Origin of the sequence: Neisseria perflava, from assembly GCF_019334725.1 — a bacterium.
In the GTDB taxonomy this organism is placed as follows: domain Bacteria; phylum Pseudomonadota; class Gammaproteobacteria; order Burkholderiales; family Neisseriaceae; genus Neisseria; species Neisseria subflava_A.
This window is the reverse complement of record NZ_CP079818.1, coordinates 1,719,504-1,745,770: the sequence shown is the minus strand read 5'-3', so window position 1 is coordinate 1,745,770 and position 26,267 is coordinate 1,719,504. Positions and strand designations below refer to the sequence as shown.

Annotated in this window: 30 protein-coding genes and 1 other RNA gene; 7 read left to right on the top strand and 24 right to left on the bottom strand. The window is 47.9% G+C overall.

Features of this window, described 5'->3' with window-relative positions; genetic code table 11:
• Positions 1–4: 4 nt before the first annotated feature.
• Together LPB400_RS08385 and LPB400_RS08380 are read right to left on the bottom strand one after the other, a co-directional pair.
• Positions 5–1,672 carry a ShlB/FhaC/HecB family hemolysin secretion/activation protein gene (locus tag LPB400_RS08385; RefSeq protein WP_219088706.1) on the bottom strand — a complete coding sequence of 556 codons (1,668 nt, stop codon included), beginning with the start codon at positions 1,670–1,672 and terminating at the stop codon, positions 5–7.
• Positions 1,673–1,883: 211 nt separating this feature from the next.
• The gene (locus tag LPB400_RS08380; protein WP_070459946.1) at positions 1,884–2,792 is read right to left on the bottom strand and encodes a Dyp-type peroxidase; all 909 of its coding nucleotides are present in this window, start codon (positions 2,790–2,792) and stop codon (positions 1,884–1,886) included.
• Between the two features lie 103 nt (positions 2,793–2,895).
• Between LPB400_RS08380 and LPB400_RS08375 the strand changes: the two genes are divergently transcribed.
• Both LPB400_RS08375 and LPB400_RS08370 read left to right on the top strand, forming a co-directional pair.
• On the top strand, positions 2,896–3,984 hold the full coding sequence (locus LPB400_RS08375) for a metallophosphoesterase (RefSeq protein WP_070459949.1): 1,089 nt from the start codon (positions 2,896–2,898) through the stop codon (positions 3,982–3,984).
• 140 nt (positions 3,985–4,124) lie between these two features.
• Entirely contained in the window at positions 4,125–4,715 is a 591-nt protein-coding gene (locus tag LPB400_RS08370; RefSeq protein ID WP_070459952.1) for a LemA family protein, read from the top strand.
• 109 nt (positions 4,716–4,824) lie between these two features.
• Here LPB400_RS08370 and LPB400_RS08365 read toward each other — a convergent pair whose 3' ends face one another.
• The 4 genes from LPB400_RS08365 to LPB400_RS08350 are packed head-to-tail and all read right to left on the bottom strand — an operon-like array spanning position 4,825 to position 9,094.
• Positions 4,825–5,937, bottom strand: a complete 1,113-nt coding sequence (locus LPB400_RS08365) for an SGNH/GDSL hydrolase family protein (protein ID WP_107810595.1) — start codon at positions 5,935–5,937, stop codon at positions 4,825–4,827.
• On the bottom strand, positions 5,934–6,962 hold the full coding sequence (gene patB, locus LPB400_RS08360; protein ID WP_070459958.1) for a peptidoglycan O-acetyltransferase PatB: 1,029 nt from the start codon (positions 6,960–6,962) through the stop codon (positions 5,934–5,936). Before patB ends, LPB400_RS08365 begins: the two co-directional genes overlap by 4 nt.
• Before the next feature lie 10 nt (positions 6,963–6,972).
• On the bottom strand, positions 6,973–8,409 hold the full coding sequence (locus LPB400_RS08355; protein WP_070459961.1) for an MBOAT family O-acyltransferase: 1,437 nt from the start codon (positions 8,407–8,409) through the stop codon (positions 6,973–6,975).
• 46 nt (positions 8,410–8,455) lie between these two features.
• The gene (locus LPB400_RS08350) at positions 8,456–9,094 is read right to left on the bottom strand and encodes a DedA family protein (protein ID WP_219088704.1); all 639 of its coding nucleotides are present in this window, start codon (positions 9,092–9,094) and stop codon (positions 8,456–8,458) included.
• A 230-nt stretch (positions 9,095–9,324) separates the two neighbouring features.
• On the opposite strand from LPB400_RS08350, the gene hda reads away from it, so the two are divergent.
• The 4 genes from hda (at position 9,325) to LPB400_RS08330 (ending at position 11,975) form a co-directional block, all read left to right on the top strand.
• A complete protein-coding gene (gene hda, locus LPB400_RS08345) occupies positions 9,325–9,993 on the top strand; it encodes a DnaA regulatory inactivator Hda (protein ID WP_219088702.1) in 669 nt (222 codons plus the stop codon).
• Positions 9,990–10,658, top strand: a complete 669-nt coding sequence (locus LPB400_RS08340) for an HAD family hydrolase (RefSeq protein ID WP_101755574.1) — start codon at positions 9,990–9,992, stop codon at positions 10,656–10,658. Before hda ends, LPB400_RS08340 begins: the two co-directional genes overlap by 4 nt.
• A 59-nt stretch (positions 10,659–10,717) precedes the next feature.
• Positions 10,718–11,032 carry an energy transducer TonB gene (locus tag LPB400_RS08335; protein WP_107697111.1) on the top strand — a complete coding sequence of 105 codons (315 nt, stop codon included), beginning with the start codon at positions 10,718–10,720 and terminating at the stop codon, positions 11,030–11,032.
• Positions 11,033–11,189: 157 nt separating this feature from the next.
• A complete protein-coding gene (locus tag LPB400_RS08330; RefSeq protein ID WP_219088700.1) occupies positions 11,190–11,975 on the top strand; it encodes an endonuclease/exonuclease/phosphatase family protein in 786 nt (261 codons plus the stop codon).
• Positions 11,976–13,144: 1,169 nt separating this feature from the next.
• Here LPB400_RS08330 and LPB400_RS08325 read toward each other — a convergent pair.
• The 15 genes from LPB400_RS08325 to LPB400_RS08255 all read right to left on the bottom strand — a co-directional run bounded on the left by LPB400_RS08325 (position 13,145) and on the right by LPB400_RS08255 (position 23,276).
• Complete coding sequence (locus LPB400_RS08325; RefSeq protein WP_070459978.1) at positions 13,145–14,881, bottom strand: DUF927 domain-containing protein; 1,737 nt, start codon at positions 14,879–14,881, stop codon at positions 13,145–13,147.
• Positions 14,878–15,978: a DUF7146 domain-containing protein gene (locus LPB400_RS08320; protein WP_070459981.1), complete on the bottom strand. Its 1,101-nt coding sequence runs from the start codon at positions 15,976–15,978 to the stop codon at positions 14,878–14,880. The genes LPB400_RS08325 and LPB400_RS08320 overlap by 4 nt, the downstream gene beginning before the upstream one ends.
• On the bottom strand, positions 15,975–16,160 hold the full coding sequence (locus tag LPB400_RS08315; protein ID WP_070459984.1) for a polyribonucleotide nucleotidyltransferase: 186 nt from the start codon (positions 16,158–16,160) through the stop codon (positions 15,975–15,977). The genes LPB400_RS08320 and LPB400_RS08315 overlap by 4 nt, the downstream gene beginning before the upstream one ends.
• Entirely contained in the window at positions 16,157–16,372 is a 216-nt protein-coding gene (locus LPB400_RS08310; protein WP_049351938.1) for a hypothetical protein, read from the bottom strand. Before LPB400_RS08310 ends, LPB400_RS08315 begins: the two co-directional genes overlap by 4 nt.
• 145 nt (positions 16,373–16,517) lie before the next feature.
• Entirely contained in the window at positions 16,518–16,742 is a 225-nt protein-coding gene (locus LPB400_RS08305) for a hypothetical protein (RefSeq protein WP_070459987.1), read from the bottom strand.
• Positions 16,702–17,028, bottom strand: coding sequence for a hypothetical protein (locus tag LPB400_RS08300; RefSeq protein WP_070459990.1), 327 nt, complete (start codon positions 17,026–17,028; stop codon positions 16,702–16,704). Before LPB400_RS08300 ends, LPB400_RS08305 begins: the two co-directional genes overlap by 41 nt.
• Positions 17,029–17,303: 275 nt before the next feature.
• Complete coding sequence (locus LPB400_RS08295; RefSeq protein ID WP_070459993.1) at positions 17,304–17,570, bottom strand: helix-turn-helix domain-containing protein; 267 nt, start codon at positions 17,568–17,570, stop codon at positions 17,304–17,306.
• A gap of 124 nt (positions 17,571–17,694) precedes the next feature.
• Positions 17,695–17,925, bottom strand: coding sequence for a helix-turn-helix transcriptional regulator (locus LPB400_RS08290; RefSeq protein WP_070459995.1), 231 nt, complete (start codon positions 17,923–17,925; stop codon positions 17,695–17,697).
• A gap of 138 nt (positions 17,926–18,063) precedes the next feature.
• Positions 18,064–19,056, bottom strand: coding sequence for a DUF6387 family protein (locus LPB400_RS08285; protein ID WP_070459998.1), 993 nt, complete (start codon positions 19,054–19,056; stop codon positions 18,064–18,066).
• A gap of 20 nt (positions 19,057–19,076) precedes the next feature.
• On the bottom strand, positions 19,077–19,388 hold the full coding sequence (locus LPB400_RS08280) for a helix-turn-helix domain-containing protein (protein ID WP_070460005.1): 312 nt from the start codon (positions 19,386–19,388) through the stop codon (positions 19,077–19,079).
• Positions 19,385–19,753: a type II toxin-antitoxin system RelE/ParE family toxin gene (locus LPB400_RS08275; RefSeq protein ID WP_070460008.1), complete on the bottom strand. Its 369-nt coding sequence runs from the start codon at positions 19,751–19,753 to the stop codon at positions 19,385–19,387. Before LPB400_RS08275 ends, LPB400_RS08280 begins: the two co-directional genes overlap by 4 nt.
• 31 nt (positions 19,754–19,784) lie before the next feature.
• On the bottom strand, positions 19,785–21,008 hold the full coding sequence (locus LPB400_RS08270) for a tyrosine-type recombinase/integrase (protein WP_107810594.1): 1,224 nt from the start codon (positions 21,006–21,008) through the stop codon (positions 19,785–19,787).
• Between the two features lie 278 nt (positions 21,009–21,286).
• Positions 21,287–21,649, bottom strand: a transfer-messenger RNA (tmRNA) gene (gene ssrA / locus LPB400_RS08265).
• 112 nt (positions 21,650–21,761) lie between these two features.
• Positions 21,762–22,976: a pyridoxal phosphate-dependent aminotransferase gene (locus LPB400_RS08260; RefSeq protein ID WP_219088698.1), complete on the bottom strand. Its 1,215-nt coding sequence runs from the start codon at positions 22,974–22,976 to the stop codon at positions 21,762–21,764.
• Between the two features lie 84 nt (positions 22,977–23,060).
• Positions 23,061–23,276 (bottom strand): tautomerase family protein, encoded by a 216-nt coding sequence (locus LPB400_RS08255; RefSeq protein ID WP_003682441.1) that lies wholly within the window; start codon positions 23,274–23,276, stop codon positions 23,061–23,063.
• A 165-nt stretch (positions 23,277–23,441) separates the two neighbouring features.
• On the opposite strand from LPB400_RS08255, the gene LPB400_RS08250 reads away from it, so the two are divergent.
• The gene (locus LPB400_RS08250; RefSeq protein WP_036491216.1) at positions 23,442–24,041 is read left to right on the top strand and encodes an MlaC/ttg2D family ABC transporter substrate-binding protein; all 600 of its coding nucleotides are present in this window, start codon (positions 23,442–23,444) and stop codon (positions 24,039–24,041) included.
• A 62-nt stretch (positions 24,042–24,103) separates the two neighbouring features.
• On the opposite strand, the gene efp is transcribed toward LPB400_RS08250, so the two are convergent.
• From efp to LPB400_RS08235, 3 genes are read right to left on the bottom strand one after another with little or no spacing between them, the layout of a single operon-like run.
• Complete coding sequence (gene efp / locus LPB400_RS08245) at positions 24,104–24,664, bottom strand: elongation factor P (RefSeq protein WP_036490530.1); 561 nt, start codon at positions 24,662–24,664, stop codon at positions 24,104–24,106.
• Between the two features lie 42 nt (positions 24,665–24,706).
• A complete protein-coding gene (earP, locus tag LPB400_RS08240) occupies positions 24,707–25,864 on the bottom strand; it encodes an elongation factor P maturation arginine rhamnosyltransferase EarP (protein ID WP_070712585.1) in 1,158 nt (385 codons plus the stop codon).
• Positions 25,865–25,895: 31 nt separating this feature from the next.
• On the bottom strand, positions 25,896–26,174 hold the full coding sequence (locus LPB400_RS08235) for a hypothetical protein (RefSeq protein ID WP_003682447.1): 279 nt from the start codon (positions 26,172–26,174) through the stop codon (positions 25,896–25,898).
• Positions 26,175–26,267 lie beyond the last annotated feature (93 nt).

Below are 26,267 nucleotides of genomic sequence, written 5' to 3'. Positions count from 1 at the left end.
AACTTTAAAATGGAATGCGCAAAGAAACGGTCACATGATCCTGTATTTCACTGTTTGATTGGTTGGGCATGCGCGCAAAACCTTTGCCATAGTCGGCAGAAAGTTGCCATTTATCCGCCTTGCCCAAATTCAAACCTGCAACCACACCCATGGCGCGTTGCGAACCTTCGTTATTGTTTTTGGCAACGCCGATGTCTGCACCCAGATAAGGCTCGATATAGATGCCGTGAGGCGTATTGCGGCGGAAATAAACGGTATTGCTTAACAGGACTGCGCTGTTTGCGCTCAAAGAAGTTGAACGGAAACCGCGTACATTTTGATGACCGACGACGTCCATTTCTTTGGTGGCAAACAAATCATGAGGGCTATATTGGGCATCGATTTGGTGATGGTTGCGCACGATCCATTTACCCAATGGGCGGTTTTGAATCAAATTGCTTTGCAAGGATACAGAGGTATAGCGCTTGTCGAACGGCGTATGTTCGGTATTTTTCGCAAACCCTTGTTCCACGCCGATATTGTTGAGCCAAATACCGTTTGGCAGGATGGTTGTATGCGACAGGCCGACTTGTGCCGAATAGATTTCCGGGCTTTGCAGTTCCAGTTTGCTGTCGGCAAATTTTGCAGTCTGTTTCACATAATCGATGCCGGCATAGGCGGAGGTAATGTGTTTTTGACTGCGTGAAAATACGCGGTCCGCTTTGATTCCTGCCGCTTTGGATTTGGAGCGGTAGGCATAGCGCGTTACGCTGGGCGTTAAGATGCTTTGCGATTGCGACGCGGCGGCGTAAGTGCTGAATGTCCATGCGCCATAAGGTACTTGGTAGAACATACTGCCGCCGCGACTGTAATGGCTGTCGTGATTGTTTAGATTGGTATAGCCGTTTAGATAAAGGGAGTCGCTCAATCCCAACGGGCTGCCGATATTCAGGCTGCCGCGAAGTGTCGTGGTATTGGGTTTGCTGCCTTTATTGTCGATGGTGACGCTGCCGCCCCAATGTTTTTGGGCATCGTTGTTGAGTTGGATGGAGGCGGTGCCGTCATCATGCGGATAAACATCGATGCTGACGTTGTTGCCGGCAACATGGTTTGCCTGTTCAATACCTTGGTCGAGGTATTGGATGTTTAGAGGTTTGCCTTGATGATCGGGGAAGAGGGTATCGACGTTGACTGTACGGGAGCCGCCGGTAATCTCACGGATTTTGCCTTCGATGACTGCCAATTTCAGGACGCGTTCAGACGTGGTTTCAAATTTGATTTGCGTATGCGGATAGCCTTGAGCGATATACTCGGCAACGATGTCCCGGTTCAGTTGGTTGATGTTGTTTTGATTGATGCATTTGGGTAACTTGGCTTCAATCTTTTGGGAATCGATAAGGGTAATGCCGGAAAGCTCGATACCGGTGTAATCCAAGCATTCGGTATTGTTTTCAGACGGCACCTCTTGTGCAACCGTGTCGTTATCTTGTTTTTTCTGTAAATCCCATGCCGACTGCTCGCGTTTTTGGATTTCGACCGAATGAATCTGATCGAGGTTGTCGCGGAAGTCTTTGTTGAATTGGTTGGGTACGTTTTTATCGATTTGATCAAGCGGATTCGGCGTATTGGCCGCATAGGCGTTCAGCGCGGAGAGAATCAATACGGGCAGGGGAAGAAGGCGGGATTTATACATGGTGTCGTAATTTTATAGGGATAATAATTGGGTTTATTTTATCGAAAATAGCTGCTTGGGGCGTATCAGTTTTTATCGTTGTCTGTAATCAGGGTTTATTAAGCAACGATGGGATAAATTTCTATGATAATACCATAAAATATTAAGGGAATTTAAATAACAAAAACCTGCCTTTGAAAAGGCAGGTTTTTTTCAGACGGCCTTTGAGCCGTTAAAGATTTTGCAAACGTTCGACAGAAGGTGCGTAGTAGTAAGCACCTGATACGGCTTTAGACAAATGTTTCAGCAGTAAGTCGGTTTTGCCGTCAGATTCGCCGAACATATTGAGCAGTTGAACTTCAATATTGTGCAGCGTGTTGCAATAGGAAGTGAACATCAAACCATGTTCGCCGCTGAGTTTGCCGAAGGGTAGGCTGCGGCGGACAATTTTCAGGCCAACGCCGTTTTCTTTAACATTGACGCGGCCGAGATGGGAATCTGGCAGGCGCACGTCTTTGCTGAATTCGTCATTGGTTTCTTTGCTGCGGCCAACGCTGGCTTCTTGTTCGGCAGTGGGAACGGCATCCCATTTTTTCAAATCGTGCAGGTATTTTTGCAGCAAAACATAGCTGCCGCCGGCATCAGGCTTGCCTTCGGGAATAATGGCGACATTGCGCACATTGTCATCGCCCTGCGGATTTTCCGTACCGTCGACAAAACCGTCCAAGCCGCGGTCTTCATACAGGCGCAGGCCGTGTTCTTCAGTGGCTACGCGGATGCTGTCGCCGAATGCGCTGAAAACAGATTGGGCCAAGGCGTAGGCGGCTTTTTGCTCGGTGGCTTGAATGTGGATATAGAGGTCGTGTTGGGTGGAGGGTGCGAGGCCGTTGCCCAATTCTGGGAAAGGTTTGATTTCGCTGCCTTCGTCAGTATGGCCGAACGATTGCCATGCGCGGCTGCCAAAGGCAATGGTCAAACCCAAAATATCATTCGGAAAACGGGTTTTCAGTTTAGCCAGAGCCTCCAAAGAAAGACGGCAGGCAGATTTGATGTCTTCATTGCGGCCGTCTGAAATGTCTGCTTCGATAAAAATACCGGCTTGTGCGTGATCAGGAATAATGGCTGATTGGGGATGGCTCATGATGATTCCTTTCAAAATATTATGGGTTTTTACGCGGGGGATTATACACTGAAAGTTTCAGACGGCCTAAAATCTGCCTTTTGATTTTTTAGGGCGGAAAGGCATGTTTGGCAAGATGTTTTTTGTGAGCGTCATTCTGTTGCAAGTGTTTACATTCGGGCTCGGGCGTTCGCTGCAATGGTTGTTTGCGCCTTGGATTGGCAAAGTCGGCAGACGTTGGCTGATGGGTATTTCCTATTTCATTACAAACGGCTTGTTGGTCGGTTTGCTGCTGGAGTTGGGACATATAATATTCCGCGCGATGGCGTTTTGGATGGTGATCTTGCTGTTTGTGATGTATGCCGCGCTGGCGACATTTATCCTGTATCTTTTGCTGCGCCGTTTTATGGCACGCCAACTGCTGTCACGAAGCCTGCGGCTGTTTGCGCCTTTGTTTGTGGCCGGTTTGCTCGGTTTTGGGATGTATAACGCCTATACGCCTGTTGTTCGCCATCAGACTGTATTCATCAATAAGAAAATGGATAAGCCGCTGCGTATCGGCGTGGCCAGCGATTTGCACTTGGGGATTTTGTTTGGCGCGCGTCAATTGGACAAGCTAACGGACATCATGAAGCGGGAAAAAGTCGACATGGTGTTGCTGCCGGGGGATTTGATGGACGATACCGTTGATGCCTACCTTAAAGAAAACATGAAACCGCATTTGCAGAAGCTGACTGCGCCGATGGGCGTTTATGCCACTTTGGGCAATCATGACTGGTTCCGCGATCAGAAGCGTATCAAACATGAATTGGAAGCGGCAGGTTTGACGGTTTTGGCCAATCAGGTTCTGGAAGTGAATGGTGTGTTGCTGGTAGGGCGGAGCGATGATTTGGATCGCAAGCGTCCCAGTGCGGAGCAGCTTTTGGAAGGTCAAAATACCCAATTACCGGTTTTATTGATGGATCACCGTCCTACTTCAATCGAAACCCATGCCCGGCTGCCGATTGATGTGCAGGTCTCCGGCCATGTCCACAACGGCCAAGTTGCACCTGCCAACCTTATCGTCCGTACGCTTTATCGTCTTGCTTACGGTTATGAGGCGATCGGCAACGGCCATTTTTTCACCACTTCGGGCTACGGCTTCTGGGGCATTCCCCTTCGTTTGGGTTCGCAATCAGAAGTGTGGGTTATCGACATCAAGTCAAAGCATTGAAATAGAAATATAAACTTCAGGCCGTCTGAATTTTAGACGGCCTTTTTTATGAAAATTGGGAAAAAATATTAAAATTGGATTATAATCAATGTAAAAAATCAGCCACCGGTATGAGTGGCATCATAACTAGGGAACTCACTATGGGCATTATCAGTCTTGCACTTATTTTCGTATCAATCGCCGCCGTCTTATTGTATTTCAAACAACAGTTGAAAGACCGCAAAAAAGACTGTCGCGAATCCTTTGTCTCTTTGCGCATTGCGCTTGACTGCCGACATCAGGCCGTCCGTCATGTATTGGATGCATACAGCAAACACCTGCAAGAGCAGGGCATTGCATCGGATCGAAACGTTCAGCAGATGTGTGCCGAAGTCGAAACCGCATTGGCGCAAACTGCCAAAACATTTTCCGAATCCAAGATCAAACATCTGTGCGAAGCCGAAACAGCATTGAATCATGCGCTGAAAAAATTGCAAACTGCCGTCAAAGGCCTTTTGAAACAGTATCCTGATGAGAAATTGGCCGGTTTGATGGAAATGCTGGATGCAGCAGAGGCGGAAGTTGCATCGGCACGCCGCACTTACAACCGCAGAGCCGGAAGCTACAACCATCATTTAAACAAGCTGCCCAACCGCCTTGTCGCCAAGCCATTAGGTTTTGACAGGCAGGCAAGATTGGTTCATTTTACGGAAAACCAAACGCAACGCATGAGCAGCAATATGTTGGCTTAAAAAAATAAGCAGTTTGCTGAATAAGCGATAAACAAAAGGCCGTCTGAAATATTAATTTCAGACGGCCTTTTATGTGCTGTTAATGAAAAACACTTAGGCCTTGGCCAATTTATTGAGCAAAGCGGATCAGGCTGTCGGCAAGCTTATCGGCTGCAGTTTCATAACCTTGTGCAGAGAAGTGGACGCCGTCTTTGGCTGCCAAGCCTTGAGCCATCCAGTTTTTCATGCTGCATGCCCCGCCCATCGCATCCTGCCAAGACCAGAACATGATTTTTTCGTCATGGGCAACGCGTTGCTGCATTTGTTGTACTTCGCTGAGTAAGACTGGACGGTTGCCGCAGCTGCCGTAGGCAGTTTTCAAAGATTCCGGAGCGCCGAGGATCAGGATACCTGCGTTAGGCAGGGTGTTTTTGATTTGACGGATGTAATTGCGCCATGTCCGCTCGGTAGAGGAAATATCGAGGTTGCCGGAAAAGGCTTCATTGGTACCGTAGGCAAGGATGATTAAATCGGCTTTGGTTTGTGCCAAATCTTCCCACATACCGGGCCGCCATTTTGACCATTGGGATAACTGCGCGCCGTTGATGCCCATGGCGGAAACGGTTACGCCGCGTCCGGGGCGTTCGATATTAATGAAACCGATTTGCCAAGGCATGCTGCTGCTGAGGGTCATCGGCAGGGAAGCATTGGTACGCAGCAGTTGCCAACCGTTTTGTGTGGCAGGGATTTCGCGGCCGTTGACGGTCAGGGTTTGCTCTGACCAAACCGGTTTGCCGAAAATGGAGATTTGTTGCATATCCATGCTGCCGTCGGCTGCGCTTAAGGTAATGCTGCCGCCATCGGCGCGTGCTTCAATACCGCCGAAAGAAAAATCGCTGTGTGATTTGCGGCTGCTGATGGTGTTCCAACCGCTGCCGCTGTAACGGACGGTTGCCATGCGCTGGCCTTTGACGGTGTTGGGGTAAACCCAACCGATGCCGCCGTTGCCCCATTGTTGTTGCAAACGGCGACGCAGGCGGTCGGTGAAATAGTCGCCGGCGGTGTGGGAGTCGCCAACTTGGATGATGCGAAACTTGCCGTCTGAAGTATTGTTGAGCTGTTGCAGTTTATTCAGCCAGGCAGGGCGGTTGGAGCCGTAGTTGCTTAACAGGCCGTCATTGGTTGCGCAGGCGGTAATAGGGAGTGCGAGAAGTGTGAGGAGTAAGGTTTTATTAAATTTCATGGTTGTGTATCGTGTGTAAAATTAATTTTTTCCATAATTTTTTCGGCCAATAGTTTTTGGCCTTCTGCGGAAAAGTGAATGCCGTCCTTGCTGCGGTAACGGATGATTTTTCCATCTACTTTGACAGAGTCGGCATATTCTTCTGCGCCATTGCTCAACAGTTTGTCAGTCGGCAGCCAAATGGCTTGAGGCGACACCGTACCCGACAGGATTTTGTCGAGGTAGCGCATCTGTTCGTTGAGCTTGGCTTTTTTCATGTAAGGAATGCCCAGCCAAATGACTTGGACATCATGTGTGGAGGCTGCATCAAGAATACGGCGGACGCGGTTGAGGTATTCTGCCTCCCATTCGGGGGAGGCGAATTTCAGGTATTTTTTACCCATCGGGAAATCCCAAGGGTCGTTGGGGCCTAAGAATACAACCAAAACGCGGATATCGGGTTCTTTTTGCAAAGTTTGTTCGATGGTTTTCGGCCAGTCGAAGAAATTGGGGTAGGACAAACCGGTACTTTGTTTGCTGAGGTTGACCGATTGTACGCCATATTCTTGCTTGAGGTGTTTTTGTACGAAAGGTGCAACGCCCTGCATCAGTGAGTCGCCGGCAAAGAAAACTTTGTTGCCTTTTTTCAACACGACCTGTGTTGCCGACTGATCAGCCTGATTGCTTGGCTCGCTGGCTGCGGTATCTGTATTGTTAGCCGCATCGGAAGCAGCAGAGTCTTTTTGATTGTCGGATACTTCAATGTTTTCCGTATTTTCAGACGACCTTGTTGTTTCAATGCCAGAGTCTTCCGAAGCCAAAGTGTCTTCTGCTTCCAGCGAAGCTTTCAGGCCGTCTGAAAATTCGTAGGCTTTTTGTTGCCAATCCGCACCGATACGCCACCAAGCGTATTCGGATAAAGGCTCAAGCGGACTGTTTTCATGATAGGTTTGCTGCCAATAGGCATTGATGGAGTTTTGGGCAAACCACGTCAGCGCAACCGCACTGAGCAGAATCGAAACAAACAGGGAGATAAAGCGTTTCATGTTCTGCTCCTTAGAAGTTGGCGTAAATAAAGCCGGGAATACCGGACGGGGCGAAGACGATAATCAGGGCGAGGATCAGCGTGATGGGGATAAACCACAGCCATGCAGGCAGTTTGTCCAAGCCTTTTACCGATGCTTCAAATAAGCGAAGCAAATACGGGTACAGCAAAAGCATCATCGCAAATGCACCCAGCAACATGAGGTCGGTCGGCAGAGGCGCGTTCCAACCTTTGTCATTGGCAAATAATGCGCTGAACAGCATTTCCGTATCGGCAAGCGTTGCGCTGTTGAACACGACAAAAGCGAAACAAACGAAATGGAAAGTAAACAGCCAGGCAAGCGGTTTGCCGATTTTCAGACGGCCTAAGGCATTGCGGCCGACGATTTTATCGCCGCAGTTAAGGAATACTAAAGCCGCACCGTGCAGCGCGCCCCAAATTAAAAAGCTCCAGCCATAGCCATGCCAAATGCCGGAAAGCAACATAGCAATCATCAGATTGAGCTGGGTGCGGCCGAAGCCTTTTTTGCTGCCGCCCAAAGGGATATAGATATAGTCGCGAATCCAAGTGGACAGGCTGATATGCCATCTGTCCCAGAAGTCGCGGATGTTGATGGCGCGAAGCGGCGCGGCAAAGTTTTTCGGCAGTTGGAAGCCGAGCAGCATGGCCAAGCCGATGACCAAATCTGAGTAGCCGGAAAAGTCGAAAAAGAGTTGGAAGGTGTAGCCATAAATCGCAGACAGAACGCCCCAGCCGTCGAACTGAGCCGGATTTTCAAAAACAGGCGATACCCAACCTTCCGCTAATACGCCGGCAAGCCACCACTTTTTGGCAATGCCCAACATAATCAGGCCAACCGCCAAAGCCGGATAAATCAGCTGGCGTGCCTGTTTGGTGCGGATTTGCACCAATGCGCCTGCTTGTTCGCCATCTATGCTTTTAAAAGCGGCTGCACGGATAATCGGGCCGGATGTGATGGTGGGGAAGAAGCTCAGATGCAGTAGGAGCTCGTGCCATTCAAAACGCTCTCCCTTAGGCTCACGGTAGCAATACACCAAGTAAGCCAGCGATTGGAAAGTGTAATAAGACAAGCCCAGAGGCAAAAGGATGTCGATGACGGCGCTTTGTCCTGTATATTGCTGAATAATCGGGCGGAAAAAGTCGAAGTATTTGAAGAAACACAAAACAGTCAATGCCGCCAAAATACCGCAACCCAGCCAAAATTTGCGGATATGCTCGTTTTCAGAAAACATCAGCACGCTGACCAGGTAAACCACAGACGAGTAAACCAAAATCAGCGCGGCAAAGATGGGGTCGATACGGTAAAGCCAGCCCAGTCCGGCAACCAAAAGTAAAACGTTTTGAACTTGCGGCAAACGTGCAAATGCCCAGTACAGCGGCAAAAATACGATAAAGAATACCGCAAACTCAATAGACAACAACGGCATGACAATTCCTTGATGTGTTTAAACTTTCAAACTTTTCGATTGATTGTTATTTTTTGGCGTTAAGTTTGGCGCGGACGACTTCGACTACCGCAGGTAAAATCGAAATCACGATGATTGCCGCCATGACTAAGCCCAGATTGTTTTTGACGACGGGGATATTGGCGAAGAAGTAGCCTGCATAGGAAAACGACAATACCCACAACACCGCGCCGATAATGTTGTAACGGATAAACGTCGCGTAGTGCATATCGCCCATACCGGCGACAAATGGCGCAAACGTCCGCACAATCGGCACAAAGCGGGCAATGATGATGGTTTTGCCGCCGTGTTTTTCATAAAACGCATGGGTTTTTTCCAAATATGAACGACGGAAAATTTTGGAATCCGGGTTGGCAAACAGTTTTTGTCCAAAATACTTGCCAATCATAAAGTTGGCCGCATCGCCTAAAATGGCGGCCGCTAAGAGCAGCAATACCATGACGTGGATGTTCATGCCGCCGATGGCCGCAATACCGCCGGCAGCAAACAGCAGCGAGTCGCCGGGTAAAAATGGCGTTACAACCAAACCGGTTTCGCAGAAAATCACAACAAACAAAATCACGTAAATCCACGGGCCGTATTGGGCGGAGAGGTGGACAAGGTGTTGGTCGATATGGAGGATGAAATCAATAAGGGTAGAAATCACTAAGGTTCCCCAAATAAAAAGGCCGTCTGAAAAAGAACAGACAAATGTTTCGGCGAGAAGTTCGACATTGTAAAACCAAAGCGGAATAAAACCAATGCCGTAAGCGCGTCAAGATATGTTTAGAAGTGCAGATATGTTGCAGGTATAGGCTTCAGACGGCCTTTATCCTTGATGATGAACGGCAAAACAACGTAAAATAAAGCCGATTTCAACCTAACCGGTGCGCCTTTGTGAACCAGCTCATCTTCGATTTTGCCAGCCATGATTATCCCGGCTTCGACAAATTTCTGGGAACAGAAAATGCCGAGCTGGTGTATGTGTTGCAGCACAAACATGGGCAATTTATCTATGTGTGGGGCGAAGAGGGCGCAGGCAAAAGTCATCTCTTGCGGGCGTGGGTTGCACAGGCGCTCGATGCCGGACGAAATGCTATTTATATTGATGCCGCCGCCACGCCGCTGACAGAAGCCGCGTTGGATGCGGAATATCTCGCCATTGACCAAATCGAAAAGCTTAACAATGAAGAACAGGCTTTACTGTTTGCCATCTTCAACCGCTTCCGCAACAGCAGCAAAGGCTTTTTGCTTTTGAGTTCCGAATATACGCCGCAGCAACTCGTTATCCGCGAAGACTTGCGCACACGCATGGCGTATTGTTTGGTTTACGAAGTCAAACCGCTGAGCGACCGGGAAAAAATCGATGCGCTCGTCAGCATGGCGGCCGCCCGCCAGGTAACCATCGATCCGGAAATCTTCGAATACCTGCTGAACCATTGGCGGCGTGATATGGACAGTCTGATGCAAATGCTCGATACCCTCGACAACTACGCCGTCATGATGGGCAAGCGCATTACTTTGCCGCTTTTGCGCCAGCTTTTAAAACAACAGGAAACCCAATGAAAAACCTTGCCATTTTCGACCTCGACAATACCTTGATCAATACCGATTCGGATCACTCCTGGCCGCAATACCTGATTAAAAAAGGCATAGTCGATGCGGCTGAAACCGAGGCGCAAAATGAAAAGTTCTACCAAGACTATCAAAACGGTTGTCTTGATATTGATGCCTTCCTCAAATTCCATCTCGCGCCTTTAGCCCGTTTCAGCAAGGAAGAATTGGCTGATTTTCATCGCGAGTTTATGGCCGAATATATTGTTCCGCATATTTCTCCGATGCAGCGTATGTTGGTGCAAAGCCATCAAATGGCGGGCGACGAAATGTTGGTTATTTCTTCGACCAACGAATTCATCATTACCCCAATCTGCCATCTTTTCGGTATTCACAATGTTATTGGCACACAGCTTGAAACCGGCGAAGACGGCCGATATACCGGCAACTATGTCGGTACGCCCAGTCTGAAAGAAGGCAAAATTACCCGATTGAACCAATGGCTTGCTGAGCGCGGCGAGACCTTTGAAAGCTACGGTAAGGTTTATTTTTACAGCGACTCCAAAAACGATTTGCCGTTGCTTCGTATCGTGGACGAACCTGTCGCCGTCAATCCGGATGCCGAGCTGGAAAAAGAAGCCAAAGCAAAAGGTTGGCCGATTTTGAATTTCAAATAACGACGAATCAGGCCGTCTGAAATATTTAACCTAACCACAACCCTAATAAGGACTAAAACATGAAAACGCCTAAACTCCTCGCCTCAGCCCTGTTGTTTGCTGCTGTATTCGGTACCGCACAAGCCGCCGATACCGAAACCCTGGAAGCCATGAAAGTGCAAAACGGCAGCGTTAAAACCGTTTTGATGGATGTTTTCACAACTCCTGCCGGCAATGTTGACCGCGTGAATATCATTCAATCCAGCGGCAATCCTGAAATGGACGAACGCGCAGTGAAAAGCGTTTCCAAATATCCTTATCCGAAACGCAAAACCGCATCTAAATATCAACACACCGTTACTTTTGAAACCAATGTCGAAGTAATCAACAACTGATTCGGACGCGAGGCCGTCTGAAAAACAGAAGGCGTTTTGATTGGGAAACTCCCTGTCAAAACGCCGTTTTATTCTTTAAATAAGTATAACCAAAATTGCCGTAAAACCACACGTTCCGGTGCTATACTGAAACAAATAAACCGCTTCATCACACATCATGTTTCCCCGTCCAGTTACCATTACTTCCTACAATATGCACAAAGGTATGTCTGCGCTCAACCGCAAAGTGCAGGTCAACCGCATGGCTGACGCGCTGGGTGCATTGGGTTCGGATGTTTTGTTTTTACAAGAAGTCCAAGGACAACATCTCAACAGAAGCCGCCGTACCGACTTTCCCGATGCGCCGCATTACGACATCATCGGCGACAGCCTTGATTATCATCGCAGCTACGGCAAAAATGCCGTCTATCCGAAACGCCACCACGGCAACGCCATTCTCAGCCGCCTGCCGCTGAAAATGGAAAACAACCTCAACATCAGCGTCAACAAACTCGAACAGCGCGGCCTGTTGCATTGCGAAGTCGTGCCTGAAGGTTGGGAAGATCCGCTGGTGTGTTTGTGCGTCCACCTCAACCTGCGCGAGCCTGACCGCCTTAAACAATACCGCGCCATCAGCGACTATGTCGACCGCCATATCAACCCTGACAGCCCCTTGATTATTGCCGGCGATTTCAATGACTGGCGGCAGAAATCAGCGCGTGAGCTGGGCAGGGCATTAGATTTGAACGAAGTATTCGTCGATAATACAGGTAAACGCCCCAAAACCTTCCCTTCGCGCCTGCCTATCCTCAGCCTCGACCGCATTTACACGCGCAATCTTGATGTCATCGATTCTGAAATCCACAACAGTAAAGACTGGCAGCATTTGTCAGATCATCTGCCATTGAGTGTAACGGTTAGGCCGCATCGTAAAATGAATATGAAATCAGATAGAAAAATGTAAGGCTAAAATTTTTTAAAGCACTATTTGGAATGTATCGAAAGAAAAAGTTTTTCGCTCAGATAGTTGAGATAAAACAGGCCGTCTGAAAAGTTTCAGACGGCCTGTTTAAGTTTATAAAAAAGCGCAAACCTTTTTATATCAAAAGTTTGCGCTTTAAATCTGGTGGAGGCGGGGGGAATCGTACTTTGAGATTAACTCATTGATTTAAATATAATCATGTTCTTGTTTACGGTAAAAGTTACCCCAAAAGTTACCCCAAAACTTTAAGGTAGGGGCATTTTTTTGGCACTATTTACCCCTTGTCAGATTGCCAGTTTAAGCTGTTTGGGTGGCAGGGGCAAAAATATTTTGCGGCATTTCTGCCAAGCTGTAAACATGGTTGAATTGTAACACTGGAAATTATCCGCGCTTGTGGGGTGTTCTCTGCTTTCTTCTTCCAGTCGTCCGATATTGTCTCTCGGGCGGCTTTTGTTTGTATCGGCTCTGTCAGTCATGCGCCCAAACAAAAAAAGCGTATATATACAAAAAAACGCAAAAATCGTTTGTTACCTTGTTACCAATGGCTGAAAGCCTTGCCAGTCATGGCTTACATGGTAACAAAACACATATTTTAACCTTGTTACCATTTGTTACCGCTCCTATTTTTTAAGCGTAACCATTTGAATATAAAAGGGTAACAAGTGGTAACAAATCGGTAACAAGTAAATTTATGTTCATTTGTTACCGTTTTTTCTGTGTTTTTATATTTATATTCATATAGTTATAAGTGTTAAATTTTGTGGTAACAAAGGTAACAAGTGATTTTGCCTCGCGCATATGGTTTTATCTTTTCGCGTGTCTTGGTCTTCTTTCCTTTTTATGGGCTCCAAAAATTCAAGGGCTGCTTTTCTCGCGCGCGCGCGTATTGGTGTCGAAATTATTTATCCCTCGTCTGTCTTTGTTGGTCATAGCGTAAATAGGCTAAAATCGCGCTGTAAGCGCGTTTCTTTGTTTTGGTAGGGTAGGTATAGGGAAAGGGTCAAACAGTCCTAATTTTTGAGATTTAGGGGCTTCCTGTTAATTTTATGCTTTCTTGGTTGGTCTGCCTGAATGTTTAGACGTAAAAAAGCCCGCCTGTGTTGATCCCGGCGGGCTTGGTTAGGATTTTGGAATTAACCCCATGTAAATGATTAGTCGTCCAGTTCTATATTTGTAGCTAAAACATGAAACCAGCCGTTACCTTTCCGCTGGTGTTGGTAGCCTCTGTTTTTGTGGTTATATTTCAACAATCCATTATCTGCTAATACGCGGCAAACTTTCGCTTCATCGAAACTTTGGGCGATTTCATCGGCAAAGACACGGCGGATTACCCACAATTCCAATTTTTCCCCCTCCTGTTTCCTATATCCTGCATGGTCTTTATTGGTGCTTTTATCGCTCCATTCCATAAACCGCGTGCCTAATGCGTGCTGGGCGATAAAATCCTCTGCCTGCTCAATGATTCGGCGGTCTTCGTGTTTTCCTGCTCCGTTGGCTTCCAGCCATTCATCAAAGCATTTTTTCACGCCTGCCATGCCTACACCTACGGGCAAGCCGGTAACAGGGGCGGCAAGTTCCAAAGCGGAGGCGGCGATAGCAAAGCGTTTTGCTACTCTTCGCGCCTGCCCTGATAATTCGGGAATGGTTGCCATAAATGCGGCCATGCGCTCCGTTGCCTGCTGTTTGGCTTGTTCTAGGTTGTCTAAAAGCTGTCGGATAAATAGTCTTCCTGCCGTTCCGTGATATTTTTCTGCTGATTGGGCGATATGCTCACTCAACAATGCGCCATCTTCAAATCCGTGCAATGTGTCATAAATGCCGTATTGCGCGGCGGCTCTGATACTAGGCAGGCGGGCGGCTTGTCCTGCGTTCCAATCGCCCTTATGGTGCTTCAAGATGGAATCGGGGGTCTTTTCGCCGGTGGAAAACATCATCACTTTCCAGCGGCTTAAAGCGCGGTTTCCGCCTTGTTTTGCGCCTTGCACTTTGTTGATACCGTTCATAACGCTATAAACAGTATCGCCGATAACGTGCGGGCTTGCCTGTCCTATTTCGTCCAACACCAGCAAGCCATCATTGCGGGCGGCGGCTGTGTTGGAAAAGCCTATTTTCGTACCGCTCCAAGACAACAGGCTTCCTGATGGTTTGCCCCATACGCTCAAGGCTACTTTTGCGGCTGTGGTTTTGCCGTCTGAAGAATCGCCCATCAAGTGGAAGCCCCCCGATTCTTCGTTTAATAGGGAAAGCAACGGGGCGGCAAATGAAGCTCCCAAAGCAAGGCACAAACGGCTATTTCCTACTGCATATCGGGCTATGTTTTGTTGCCAGTCGGTAAGCTCTCCGTTTGGCTGATATGCCTTTGCTTGGCTGGTGTCGCCGTTGTAGATAATGGCGGGGTCTTTGTCGGTCGCTGTGATGGTTTCCCCACTGGGCATAATGTAGCTGTCTTCGTGCCAGCCTGCGCGGTCGGTAATGGTAAAGGCCGCCGGGCTTCCCTCTTTCTGCAAATAGTCTGCTAGTCTTTCCCTTTTTGCCCGCCCGCTCATGATGACTAGGCCGAAATTCTGCAAACGCTGCCAGCCTTGGACTGTGCCGATTTCTGCTTGTGGTATGGCGGCGGTCTTTTGTTGGCGTGTGATTTTGTCTTTAAACTTGATAATCCGATAATACGCGCCGTCATTGTCTTGCCCTGTGCCAATGATGTCGATAGGGTCGGAAAGCAATAGCGGCTCTGCTTCGATAATATCGCCGTCTTTATCGGTTCTAACGTTTACCCACCATACGCCCCGATTGTCGATTTCAAAGTGAGGGCGCGGGCGGAATGGCTCGATATTCTCAAGGTTGTAGTCGTTGGGGCTTTCCTGCTTCGCTGTTTCGGTATTTTTCATGCTGTCTGTCCTCCGAAATGATTGTCTGATTGCTTTTTCTCGTTCAGTTCGTCCAGTGCGTCATAGCCCGGCGTTTTGCTTTGCCATATGCTCGCCTTGATTCCCTGCTTAATGGCTCGCATTGCCAAGTCATAAGCAGCTCTGTAACCAACGGGGCGGGGCGTGTCGTTATCGGCAATAATCGCAATTTCTTTTATACCGTTCAAAAACTGAAAATTTGCCATGCTGTTTGCGCTCAAGGCCGCGTATAAGCCCCAATCGTAAGCCTTGTACAATTCACGGGCGGCAAGGGCGGTTTCTATTCCCTCTGCAATGACAAGACGGCCATTTTCAGGAATCGGGAACAAGTGGACGGCTTGCCCTGAAATGCTGCCTTGCTTACGGTTTCGCATTTTCTTGGCCGGTAATGCTTCGCCTGTTACAGGGTCTTTGATTGCCAGTTTCTGATAGCGCGGGGCGTGTAGTCCGTCCTCCCCGCATGGCTTGTCATAGCTAGGCTGTAAATAGGTTAGGTGTAAGCCTTGTAGCTCTTCGTCCATATCGCGGATAGCGCAAACCATACAGGGGAAACGGCCAAGCAAAAGCGGCTTATCTTCGACTGTTGTCCAATAGTCTTTTTCAGGTAGGAAACGGACGTTTTCGGGTAAATGCGCCATCTCCAAACCGCGTGATCTCAAATACTGGATAACAGGGGAATCGGGGCGGATAGGTTCTGTGCTTCTCCACAATGCGGCCAGTTTCTCGATTTGGTCTTTTTCGGGGCGTGGCTGCGCTTGTGGGCGTTTGGGCGGTATCGGCAAAGGGTTTGCATTGTCCATGTCTAAAATGCCAGCAACCTGCTTTAAGGCCGTCTGAAAATCACACCCGAAAAAGTGCATTACCAAGCCGAAACCATCACCCGCGCCGTTGTTGTAATGGTTGCAAATGAATGTGCCGTTTCCGTCCTTGTCGTCATATCTGAAACGGTCTTTCCCTCCACACGCGGGGCAGGGCTGGTGTTTGTTTTTCAGGTATCGCTGGTCTATGCCTAATGCCGCGTGTATTTCCGGCCAGCGGTATTGCGCGGCTGCTCTGATTTCTTTGCATGTCGGTTTCATTTTCCTACCTCCTCGAATCTGTCCATAGATTCGCGGGCTATGGCTGATACGGTATGAATCGCCTCTTTTTGGCTTGCTCCGTCATTCACAATCAGCAAGATAGTGCTTACAACGTCCGCCGCTGCGATTGCCTTTTCTTTGCTGTTTAGTTGGTTTGCCAGTTTCTCCGTGATGGTTTTCATTGCTCTGCCTCCTCTGATACTGGCTCTAAAACAATTCCTGCTGTTGGGTCGGTTTCCCATATTGCGGGCGTTTCTTGCTCTAGTTGCTCCGTGTCAGCGTGGGCGGGCTGGTTACAGGCTCGGACTACCAAAGCCAAAAGCAACACCCAAAACACCAGCAAGGCGCGGTTAAGATACCGGCGGAAACGGTCGGATTTATTGGTCTGTTTCATGGTTTTATCCTTTGCTCTGCCTCCAGTGTTTCAAAACATGAACCTAATAAAATCAATTAGTTATGAAAACACTAGGGCGAAGTTTGCCCTATGCCGTCTGAAATAGGCGGCATAAAGGCGGGTAAATTTCAGGGAATAGGTGGGCTTAATCTGCTTTGGTTACGCTGTAAACAGCCCATTCTTTCAGGTCGTCTGAAAGCTCCAGCAGGGCGGAAACCTGATTTACAGATTCCGTAAAGCTGTAACCAAACACCAGCGCCAGCAGGTCAAAACCGCTGCCGCCTTTGGGGGTGCATTGGTTACAGATGTAGCCGCCGCCGTCTGAATCGTCAGGGCGCGGGATGGGGTCGGTTTTGAATATATCCCTCAAGCTCGGATGACAAATCGAAAGATTCCAAGTTTTCCGCATGGGGGACTAGGGTTTGAATGACTGTGGCAAGGCGTGCCGTGCTTCTGATCGCACTTATGGGGGTGTTGTGGACGGGATGGGCGGCCATGTTGTCGCAAATGGTGTCGATAATTGCGCCCGTATTGGCGATAAATTCGCCGCCGTAGTACAGCGCGTCCATAATGCGGTTTGCCAGCTCTAAGGGGATGGTTACCGTTTGGGCTTGATTTTGAATGGTTTGGATTTGGGTAGAAGTGCAAGATTGCATTTGAAATGCTCCTAGTTAAATTGAGATTTGAGAAATGCCCGAAATAAGGGGGCGGTGCTCTCTCCTGTAACTAGTCAGGCGTGGACGTTGCCGTTACCACACACCGCCATAAACTTTGATATGCCGTCCAAAGCCTGTGAATAGGCTTCAAACGCCATAAGAGAAAATGGCGATAAAAAATCAGCGTTTACCCTGCTGATTTGGGCTAGTTAATTTAAGAGAGAAACTTAATTCTGCTTCTCAAAGCTCAATCTGTCAAATGGTTTTTTACGGGGTTAGATGGCGTTATGCTTACTCTTTCCCGACACCAGCAAAGAAAACCGCCCGCGTTTCACGGTCGCCCCGAATTGGTTTTGCACTTCTTCCATCACGGTTATGATTTCATGCCCCGCTCTGCGAAGTTCCATAATGCGTGAGTTATAGCCAAGTATGCCCATCTGTGCCAGCTCCCATGATGTAACGCTCCCTTTTCTCAATCGGGCTAAAATGCGCTCTCTTTGGCTTGGCGTTTTGGGCTTGTTATTGATACAATCAAGTTTCATAATCTACTCTTCTTTCTACCGTCTGAATGTCCGTTCAGGCGGTCTTATTTTTTAAAAATCAGGTCTTGAGTTACAATCGCGCGCGCGGGCGCGTACTGTTACGAAAACTCCTGTTCTCCTTTCATTAGCTTGCCTGTTCTGTAAGCCATTTCTTCACTTCTCCTGCTACATAAAAGCGGCTGCGCGTGCCTGTGATTTGGCGTGATTGCGGGAATTGTCCTGCTGCCTCCAGTCGTCTGATTTGGCTGCTACTCAAGCGAGTGATTCCGCGCCGTCCTTTTGCTTGGCTTGTCTCAAGTTCTGCAATAGTTAATTGCGCGGTATCAGGTAAGCAGTCGATATTGATAATGTGCATTTATTGCCTCCGGTTGGTTAATCACGCCTGCGTGTTGCTGGCGTTTCGATAGGCATAAATATAGCCGCCTCAATGGGCGGCTTTCGAGAGAGAAAAAAATGAGAAAAAACTCTCTTTTAATTTCAAAATTTACTTAGGTTATTTTTGTTTCTTTTTCATATGTAATTGATACATATCTATAAAATCATCTTCAAATTCTATTACCTCATTTATTTCTTTGCATTTAATATCATATCTATGCATGAAAGGGTTTGCCACTGCTTCCAATAATAGGATAGCTTTTGGTAATACGCTGTCTTTGATTGTGGACTTATCGGGAAACCATTCTTCCCCTGTTTTTGGGTTGATAACGGTTTCTGTACCATCGCCAAAGAGTAAGAATAACAGTTCTTCATGCGTGAAGTGTTGGCCGGTGTATACCTCCCAAATCAGCAAATCTAGGCATGGCAATACTCTGAAACGGTTTAGGCTTTCTATTTCTGAATCACTAAATGTTCTTGTCATGTCGTATTTTTTGCTTATATGGATATGGCCGCCGTAAAGTTGAAATGCTCTGTATTGCCTTAAGAAATACTCAAACATTTCTTTCAGCTCATCATCGGTATGTTCTTGGAAATTAATCAGCACCGGCGTGAAACAATTATATGCCCCTGCTTTTTTTTCATATCTGAATTGGCCTAGTTTGGGTAATTGAATCCCTACGGTAGAAATTTCATCAATAGGCATTTTTTCCCCGTCAGAATCGACAATATCAGCCCCGTGTTTTGCCAGCAATCCATTAAAGCAAGAGAAAAAGGAAGAATCGGGGAATGTTTTCTCATCGGGGAATGTTTTCTCTAAGTCTTCAAATGGTATTTTGTACATATCATCAGAAATTAGATTCTTGCCTAATGGAATCCCTCTAGAATCTCTTGGAATATCAGTATTACCCAAAAACAATGATTGCCAAGAGTTTATACAATCATTGCAGATGTCATAACCTAAATCTGGATTACGGTCATATTTTAAATTCTCATTGTAGTGGTAAATTTTATGTTCAAAAGCGATTGCCCAATCTTCCCGCCCCCATTGGTAGGTCTCTTCATACTTGGAAATATCAAACCATTTAGGACAATAATCATGAGTATTCATTTTTAGCTTTGTTTCCGGTATCAGGCAATCGCCTCAATTCCCTTGTTCTTGACGATAGTAAGCAGCTTCAAAGCCGCGCCGCTCGGCTTTTTAATACCCCGCTCCCATTCGGAAACTTGGTTTTTACCAATGTTCAGATACATGGCAAAAGCGGCTTGTGATAATGCTTCGCGCTCTCTGATTGCCTTGATGTCTTCGCCGCTCAATGGTTTGATTTCGGTCAGGCATGATTTGTCAAAATCGCGCATGGTTTTTTTGTCGATAATGCCAATGTCGTGCAATCCCTGCATGGTTTCATGTATTGCTGCAAAAATCTCGCTTTTGTATTTCATGGCTGTATCTCCGTGAAAGTGCCGTTTGATTTGGCTTGTTCTATGTCGGTTTCCGTCATTGCCAAGATGATGGCGGCGGCTTTCTTTAATTCTGCAAGTTCTTTGTCCGTGATGTTTTCGCGGTCGTTCTTGGCAAAGGCAGTCATGAAAAACGCCCGTTCCCCACGTCTGAAAAATATCAGACTACGATAACCGCCGCTTCTGCCTTGTCCTTGCCTTGCTATGCGTTGCTTGATAACGCCGCCGCCTAAATCTGCGTCTATCACTCCTTTATCTGCCCGCTCTACCGCTTCTATCAGCTCGGAATCGCTGATTTTGTGCTTCTTGGCAAATTTCGTTATCCACTGGTTTCTAAATATCCGCATGGTTTTCTTTCGTAATGCTTAAGATGATAGTTTATTCTGCCGTTTCCTGCAATATGCCTGAATGTGCTTTCAATTCATCAAGATAATCAGCCCATTTTTGAACCATATCGGCGCGCTGTTCTAAATATTCCGCATGGTTATAGGCTGCCCTTGTCGTGTTGGGGTCTTTGTGGGCTAGTTGTCGCTCTACCCAATCGGCGTTATAGCCCATCTCATTCAATATCGTGCTGGCTGTATGCCTAAAGCCGTGCTGTGTGGTTTCTTCCAAGAATCCCAGACGGTCTAATGCTTTTCGTATTGCTCCCTCGCTCAAGGGCTGTTTTTTGCTGGTGTTACAAAATACATATTCATAATGCCCGGTTACTGGTTTCAAGCCGTCCAGTATTGCTAAGGCTTGGCGGCTCAAGGGGACAATATGGTCTATCTTGTTCTTCATGTTTACGCCGTCTTTATAGTATTGCTGCTCCTCCCAATCAATTTCACACCAGCGCAATAAACGTAATTCGGAAGGGCGGGCAAATACATAAGGGGAAAGCTGTAATAGGGCGCGTGTTTGCGGAAAGCCAGCGTAACCGTCAAAAGCTCGTAACATCTCGCCTATCCTTTGCGGGTCTTTAATGAAGCGGTAATGTTTCTGTTCCACCTTTGCCAGCTCTCCCCGCAATTCGGCGGCGGGATTGAATAGGCTCAAGCGAAGTTTCACGGCATATTTGAAAACTTGGTTTACTACGTCATAAATTTTTTGTGCCGTGTCATATTTCCCCGCCGATTCCAGCCTCTGTAACAGTCCTAAAACCTCAAGCGGCATGATTTCGTCTATTTTGCGTGTTGCAAGGTCAGGGAAAATATGAAGCTCAAGGCTGCGGATAACTCTTTGTGCATGGTCGGGCTTCCATTTATTCGGCTTTGCTACTTGGTCGCTGTGCCATTTGCGCGCAATAGCCTCAAATGTGTTTTTTAGCTGCTCTGCCTGCCTCTGTGCTTTGTCTTGCTGGTGTAGCTTAGGGTCTATCCCTTTTGCTATTAGCCCGCGTAATTCTTCTCGTTTTTCTCTTGCTTCTTTTAAGCTGATTTCAGGATAGACACCCAATCGCATTTCATCGCGTTTGTTGTCGCTTGGCCGGTAGTAACGAAAACGCCAGTATTTGCCGTTTCCCCTTGCTTGAAGATATAACCCTCCGCCGTCTGATAATTGATTCGGCGGTTGTAGTTTTTTGCATTGGCTATCTGTAAGCGGTAGCGTCTGTTTAGGCATTTTTAATCCAGTTTGGGGTAACTTTTAAAAACTCATTAAGCTATTGTTAATAATTGGTTTTGTGGACTTTTGGGGTAACTTGTTTAAAAAAACAGGGCTAATTTGCCCACTTTTCGGGCTTGTTTTTTGGGTAATTCCTGAAAAGTTACCCCAAAAGTTACCCTATAAATTGCGAAAACTCAAGCATACGCCAGCATATTCAAGGTAATAAAAAAGCCTTGAAACCGTTATGGCTCAAGGCTTTATGCGTATTACAGGATACTGCTGAAAATTGGGTATGGTGGAGGCGGGGGGAATCGAACCCCCGTCCGAAAGTCCTCTACAGAGCGTTCTACATACTTAGTTGTGTCTATTTAGAATCTCGTCCCCATCATGCCGACCAACAGGCCTTCAGAGAACCAGTTACCTTAAATCTCGTTTCCTGCCAAGTAACCCGACAGAAAACCAGTCAATGTAGAATGACGTTGCGGTAGCTTGCGCTACACAGCCCATTGACCAACTGCTGCAACGGCAGGCCTTAAGCGGCCAGTGCGTAAGTTTCGTCGTTTGCGACTATTTTGATTCAGTGTTTAACGGGAAATCTGAGACCCCGGTATGCCCGCATCTGCTTTGCAACCCCCGTCGAAACCAAGATCGCCCCCAGATAGGAAGGGTTGATTATACGCATGTCGGCGGGCTTTGCCAAGTTGCTGTTTGATTAAAAAGGCCGTCTGAACAGCGGTTTGCTTTTTCAGATGGCCTCTTTGTTTAGGTTTATTGACGGTAGTTTTGCAAGAAGCGTTCGAGTTTGCCCATGGCCTCTTCAATTTGATGAACGGGCGGCAGGGTAACGATACGGAAGTGGTCGGGGCGTATCCAGTTGAAGCCTGTGCCTTGGACGAACAGGACTTTTTCACGTACGAGCAAATCGTAGATGAATTTCATGTCGTCGTGGATGCTGTACATTTCGGTATCGATTTTGGGGAACATATACAATGCGCCCATGGGTTTGACGCAGGATACGCCGGGAATCTGGTTGACCAGTTCCCATGCTTTGTTGCGTTGCTCGAGCAGGCGGCCGCCGGGGAGGAGGAATTCGTTGATGCTTTGGTATCCGCCCAAGGCCGTCTGAATGGCATGTTGCATGGGCGTGGTGGCACAAAGGCGCATAGACGAGAGCATGTCCAAGCCTTCGATATAGCCTTTTGCATGATGTTTCGGGCCGTTGAGTATCATCCAGCCTTGACGGAACCCGGCAACGCGGTAGGCTTTTGAGAGGCCGTTAAATGTCACGGTCAGGAGGTCGGGGGCGAGCGCGGCGATATGGTAGTGTACTGCGTCGTCGTAGAGGATTTTGTCGTAAATTTCGTCGGCAAAAATAATCAGGCCGTGTTTGCGTGCCAATTCGGCGATTTCGAGCAGGATTTCTTTGCTGTACACCGCGCCGGTAGGGTTGTTGGGGTTGATGACGACGATGGCTTTGGTTTTAGGCGTAATTTTGGCTTCCATGTCGGCCAGGTTGGGGAACCAGTCGTTTTCTTCGTCGCATAGATAATGGCGGACGGTGCCGCCTGCCAGTGTTGCGGCGGCGGTCCACAAAGGATAGTCCGGTGCGGGAATCAGGATTTCGTCGCCGTCGTTGAGCAGCGCCTGCATGGACATGGTAATCAATTCGGAGACGCCGTTGCCAATGTAAACGTCGTTGACGGTAACATCGAGCAGCCCTTTGGTTTGGTAGTAGTGGACGATGGCTTTGCGTGCGGAGTAAAGGCCTTTGGAGTCGCAATAGCCTTGAGAAGTGGGCAGGTTACGGATGACGTCAACCAAGATTTCGTCAGGCGCTTCAAAGCCGAACGGAGCCGGATTGCCGATATTGAGCTTGAGAATTTTGTTGCCTTCTTCTTCCAGTTGCAGGGCTTTTTTGTGAACCGGGCCGCGGATGTCGTAGCAAACGTGATCCAGTTTGGATGATTTGGGGAATTTCTCCATGATGTGTGTTCCGTAAAATTGTTAACAATGGGATAAATGTACTCTTTTTGCGGGTAAATTAAAAGGGCTTCAGACGGCCAAGGCTTACTTATTGCGCGCTTCGGCACGGCGAACCGTCACGCTTTTACCGCCTATGCCCCAGTTGTCCATATCGATTTCGTCGATGACGACAACGGTCGTCTCAGGGTTTTTATTGAGAACGCGTGAGAGTAATTCGGTAACGCCGCGGATCAATTCGGCTTTTTGCTCCGCGCTCGGGGCTTCGCTGCCGCCGGTTACTTTAATGTTGACGTAGGGCATGGTTTCCTCCTTTGAAAATAATGTTTATATGTTATCTTATTTTTATCAGGCCGTCTGAAATTTAATTGCAGGATTTTTCATTGCCCATGCCTGCTTTTACAAAGAATTAAGTTTTTTGGAATGGATTGTTTTTACAATGCGGTTTTATTTTGGATGGATATCATCATGAACCGTTTTCTCCAAACTTTGATTGTGGCCGCTCCGATGGTGATTGCCGCACCTTATGTGGCGGCGGAAACGCATCCGGCGCAAAAGCAGATGCAGCAGAACATTGATTCTGTGTTGAAAATCGCACGCAATACGTCTTTGACAGAGGCGCAACGCGTGAAACAGGTTGAGCAGTATGCCAACCGTTATCTGGATTATGAGCGTATTTCGGCTTTAGCGGTCGGCGCGCCATGGCGTGAATTTTCTGCCAAACAGAAAACCGATTTTATCCGTGCATTCAAAGACATGGTCATTGCGATGTACTCGCATTCCGCGTTAATTGGCGCGGCGGATGCAAATGTGCGCCTGTTGCCGAAGATGACGGCAAACGGCAATAAGTTTGACGTTTTCTCAGAAATTCAAACCAAAAAAGGCACGAAGTATGAGGTGGCTTACCAACTTTACCAAAGCGGCGGTGTGTATAAGATTTACAACATCCGCGTGGACGGTACCAGCTTGGTAACGGTATACCGCAACCAATTTGGCGAGCTGATTAAGAGCAAAGGCATTGACGGTACGATTGCCACTGTCGAAGCCAAGGGCTTGAAGAAACAATAAGGCAGATTGATAAAAGGCCGTCTGAAACTTGTTTCAGACGGCCTTTTTGTATTACGGGCTGATTAGGCGCGTTTGCGGAATTCGCCGGTACGGGTATCGATTTCGATTTTGTCGCCGTTTTCGATGTAAGACATCACTTGGATTTCAGTGCCGCCGACCAGACGTGCGGTTTTCATCACTTTGCCGGAAGTATCGCCTTTAACGGCAGGCTCGGTGTATTCAACTTCGCGAACGATGATGGTAGGCAATTCTACGGAGATTGGGTTGCCTTCGTAGAAAGTGACTTCGCATTGGTCTTCCATGCCGTCAACGATGAATTTCAACGCGTCGCCGATGTTGTCGGCTTCGATTTCGTATTGGTTGAACTCTTCGTCCATGAAGACGTACATTGGGTCGGCAAAGTAGCTGTAAGTACAGTTTTTGCGGGACAGGATTACGACGTCGAATTTGTCGTCGGCTTTGTAAATGGTTTCAGTAGCGGCACCGGTCAGCAGGTTTTTCAGTTTCATGCTGACTTTGGCGGAAGAGCGGCCGCCTTTGATGTATTCGGTTTTTTGAACGACCATAGGATCGTTGCCGACCATGAATACGTTGCCGGCGCGCAGTTCTTGTGCTGTTTTCATTGTGGTTTTCCAATCAAATCGGTTGTAATAAAACGCGCTATTTTAGCGTATTTTTTTGTGCTTTGAAATAAAGGCGGCAAGTTTTTCGACGGCACTTTTTTGGGCAAAAAGTCCGTCCCGCCATTTTGCCGCGCTTTGGCGCCATTCGTTTTGATGTGCCGTCAGGGTTTGCCATGCCTGCAGGCGTTGGTTGTCGCTGAGTGCTTTACCGTTGTTGAGTTCGTCGGAAAGGAGGCGGTGTGCCGTGGCGACAACATCCGGATAAACTTGATGCGCTTTGTCCCAAAAAGCGTGCAGCTTGTCGAGATGGATATTTTCTTCTTGCAGATAGATGTGCCAAAAGAAAGGTTTTCCGGCGAGCTGGGCGCGAACAAAGCTGTCTTCGCCGCGTATGACGGCGCCGTCGGCAAGGTTGAGCAGTTTGTCAAAATCCTGTTGGGCAACGAAAGGGATTTTGATCAGGGTAATGTGTTCGCTCTGATACACATCGCCGTCTTCAAGCAGGGCGTTTTGCGGTACTAGGCCGCTGTTTTTCAGGCTGGCGATGATTTGTGTACCTGCAAGCAGCAAGGTAATGGGTTGGCCGGCCTGTTGCCACATGGTCAGCCATTTTGCCCAAATATCGCTTTGATAGCCGAAAAGCAGCCATTCGGGCGCGTTTTTTGCGGGAAGTTTGAGTTGTCGGCGTAAGGTTTCCGTATCAAAGCGGGCAAATTCGGCGTAATCACGTTCGCGCAGCAGGCCGCCGCTTTTTTCGCTGAAACCCATAAACCAAAAGTATTTCTGTATGCCGCCGGCTTGGAGCGAGGGCATTAAGTGCAGCCTCTCGTTGCTGTCTTCTGCGCTGAGGTATTCCCAGTTGAGCCAAAGCGGTTGATGTTGGCGAATGATGGTTTGAACGTTGTCGGGCAGTTCGCAGGCGAAGGTTTCGATGACGATGTCTGGGGTAGGGGCTGTATCGGTATCTTCGGCATGGTCGGCTTGCCAGGCGTGAATGCCGATGCCTTGATGGATATTGGGAATCGAGGCCAAATCAGGGCAGATTGCCTGAAGGGACGGGAAATCGTCTGTCCATAAATGCACTTGCCAGCCGAGTTCCCGTTGCAAAACACGCGCTAGCCGCCATGAAACGCCGATGTCGCCGAAGTTGTCGATGACATTGCAGAAAATCCAGCAGGTATAAGGTGAGGTGGTGTTCATGGAAAAATATGCCCAAGGCCGTCTGAAAACATCAGAATGCGCCGAAATAGTGGAATAAATAAACAATCAGCAAAACAATCGGGATAAACATCCAAATGCTTTGCCGTTTCAATTCGGGCTCTTGTTTGAGGTGGTGTTTGATGACGTCAAAGAGGACGAATTTAAATAGGAACGTGGCTTCGCAGGCAAGGATGATGCCGTTGATGAGGTGTTGCGTTTTGTCTTCGGGCGGGTTGAGGGCAAACCACAAAAGGGTGGCGAGCGGAATCAGGCAGACGACGAGCCAGCGCAGAAGGATGGGTTTGGACATGGTGTGCGTGCAAGAAATAAAAAGGGCATTATACCCTGTCGTCTTTCAGACAAGTGCAAATCAGGCTATCATTCGTTTTATTTGAAGCGAACA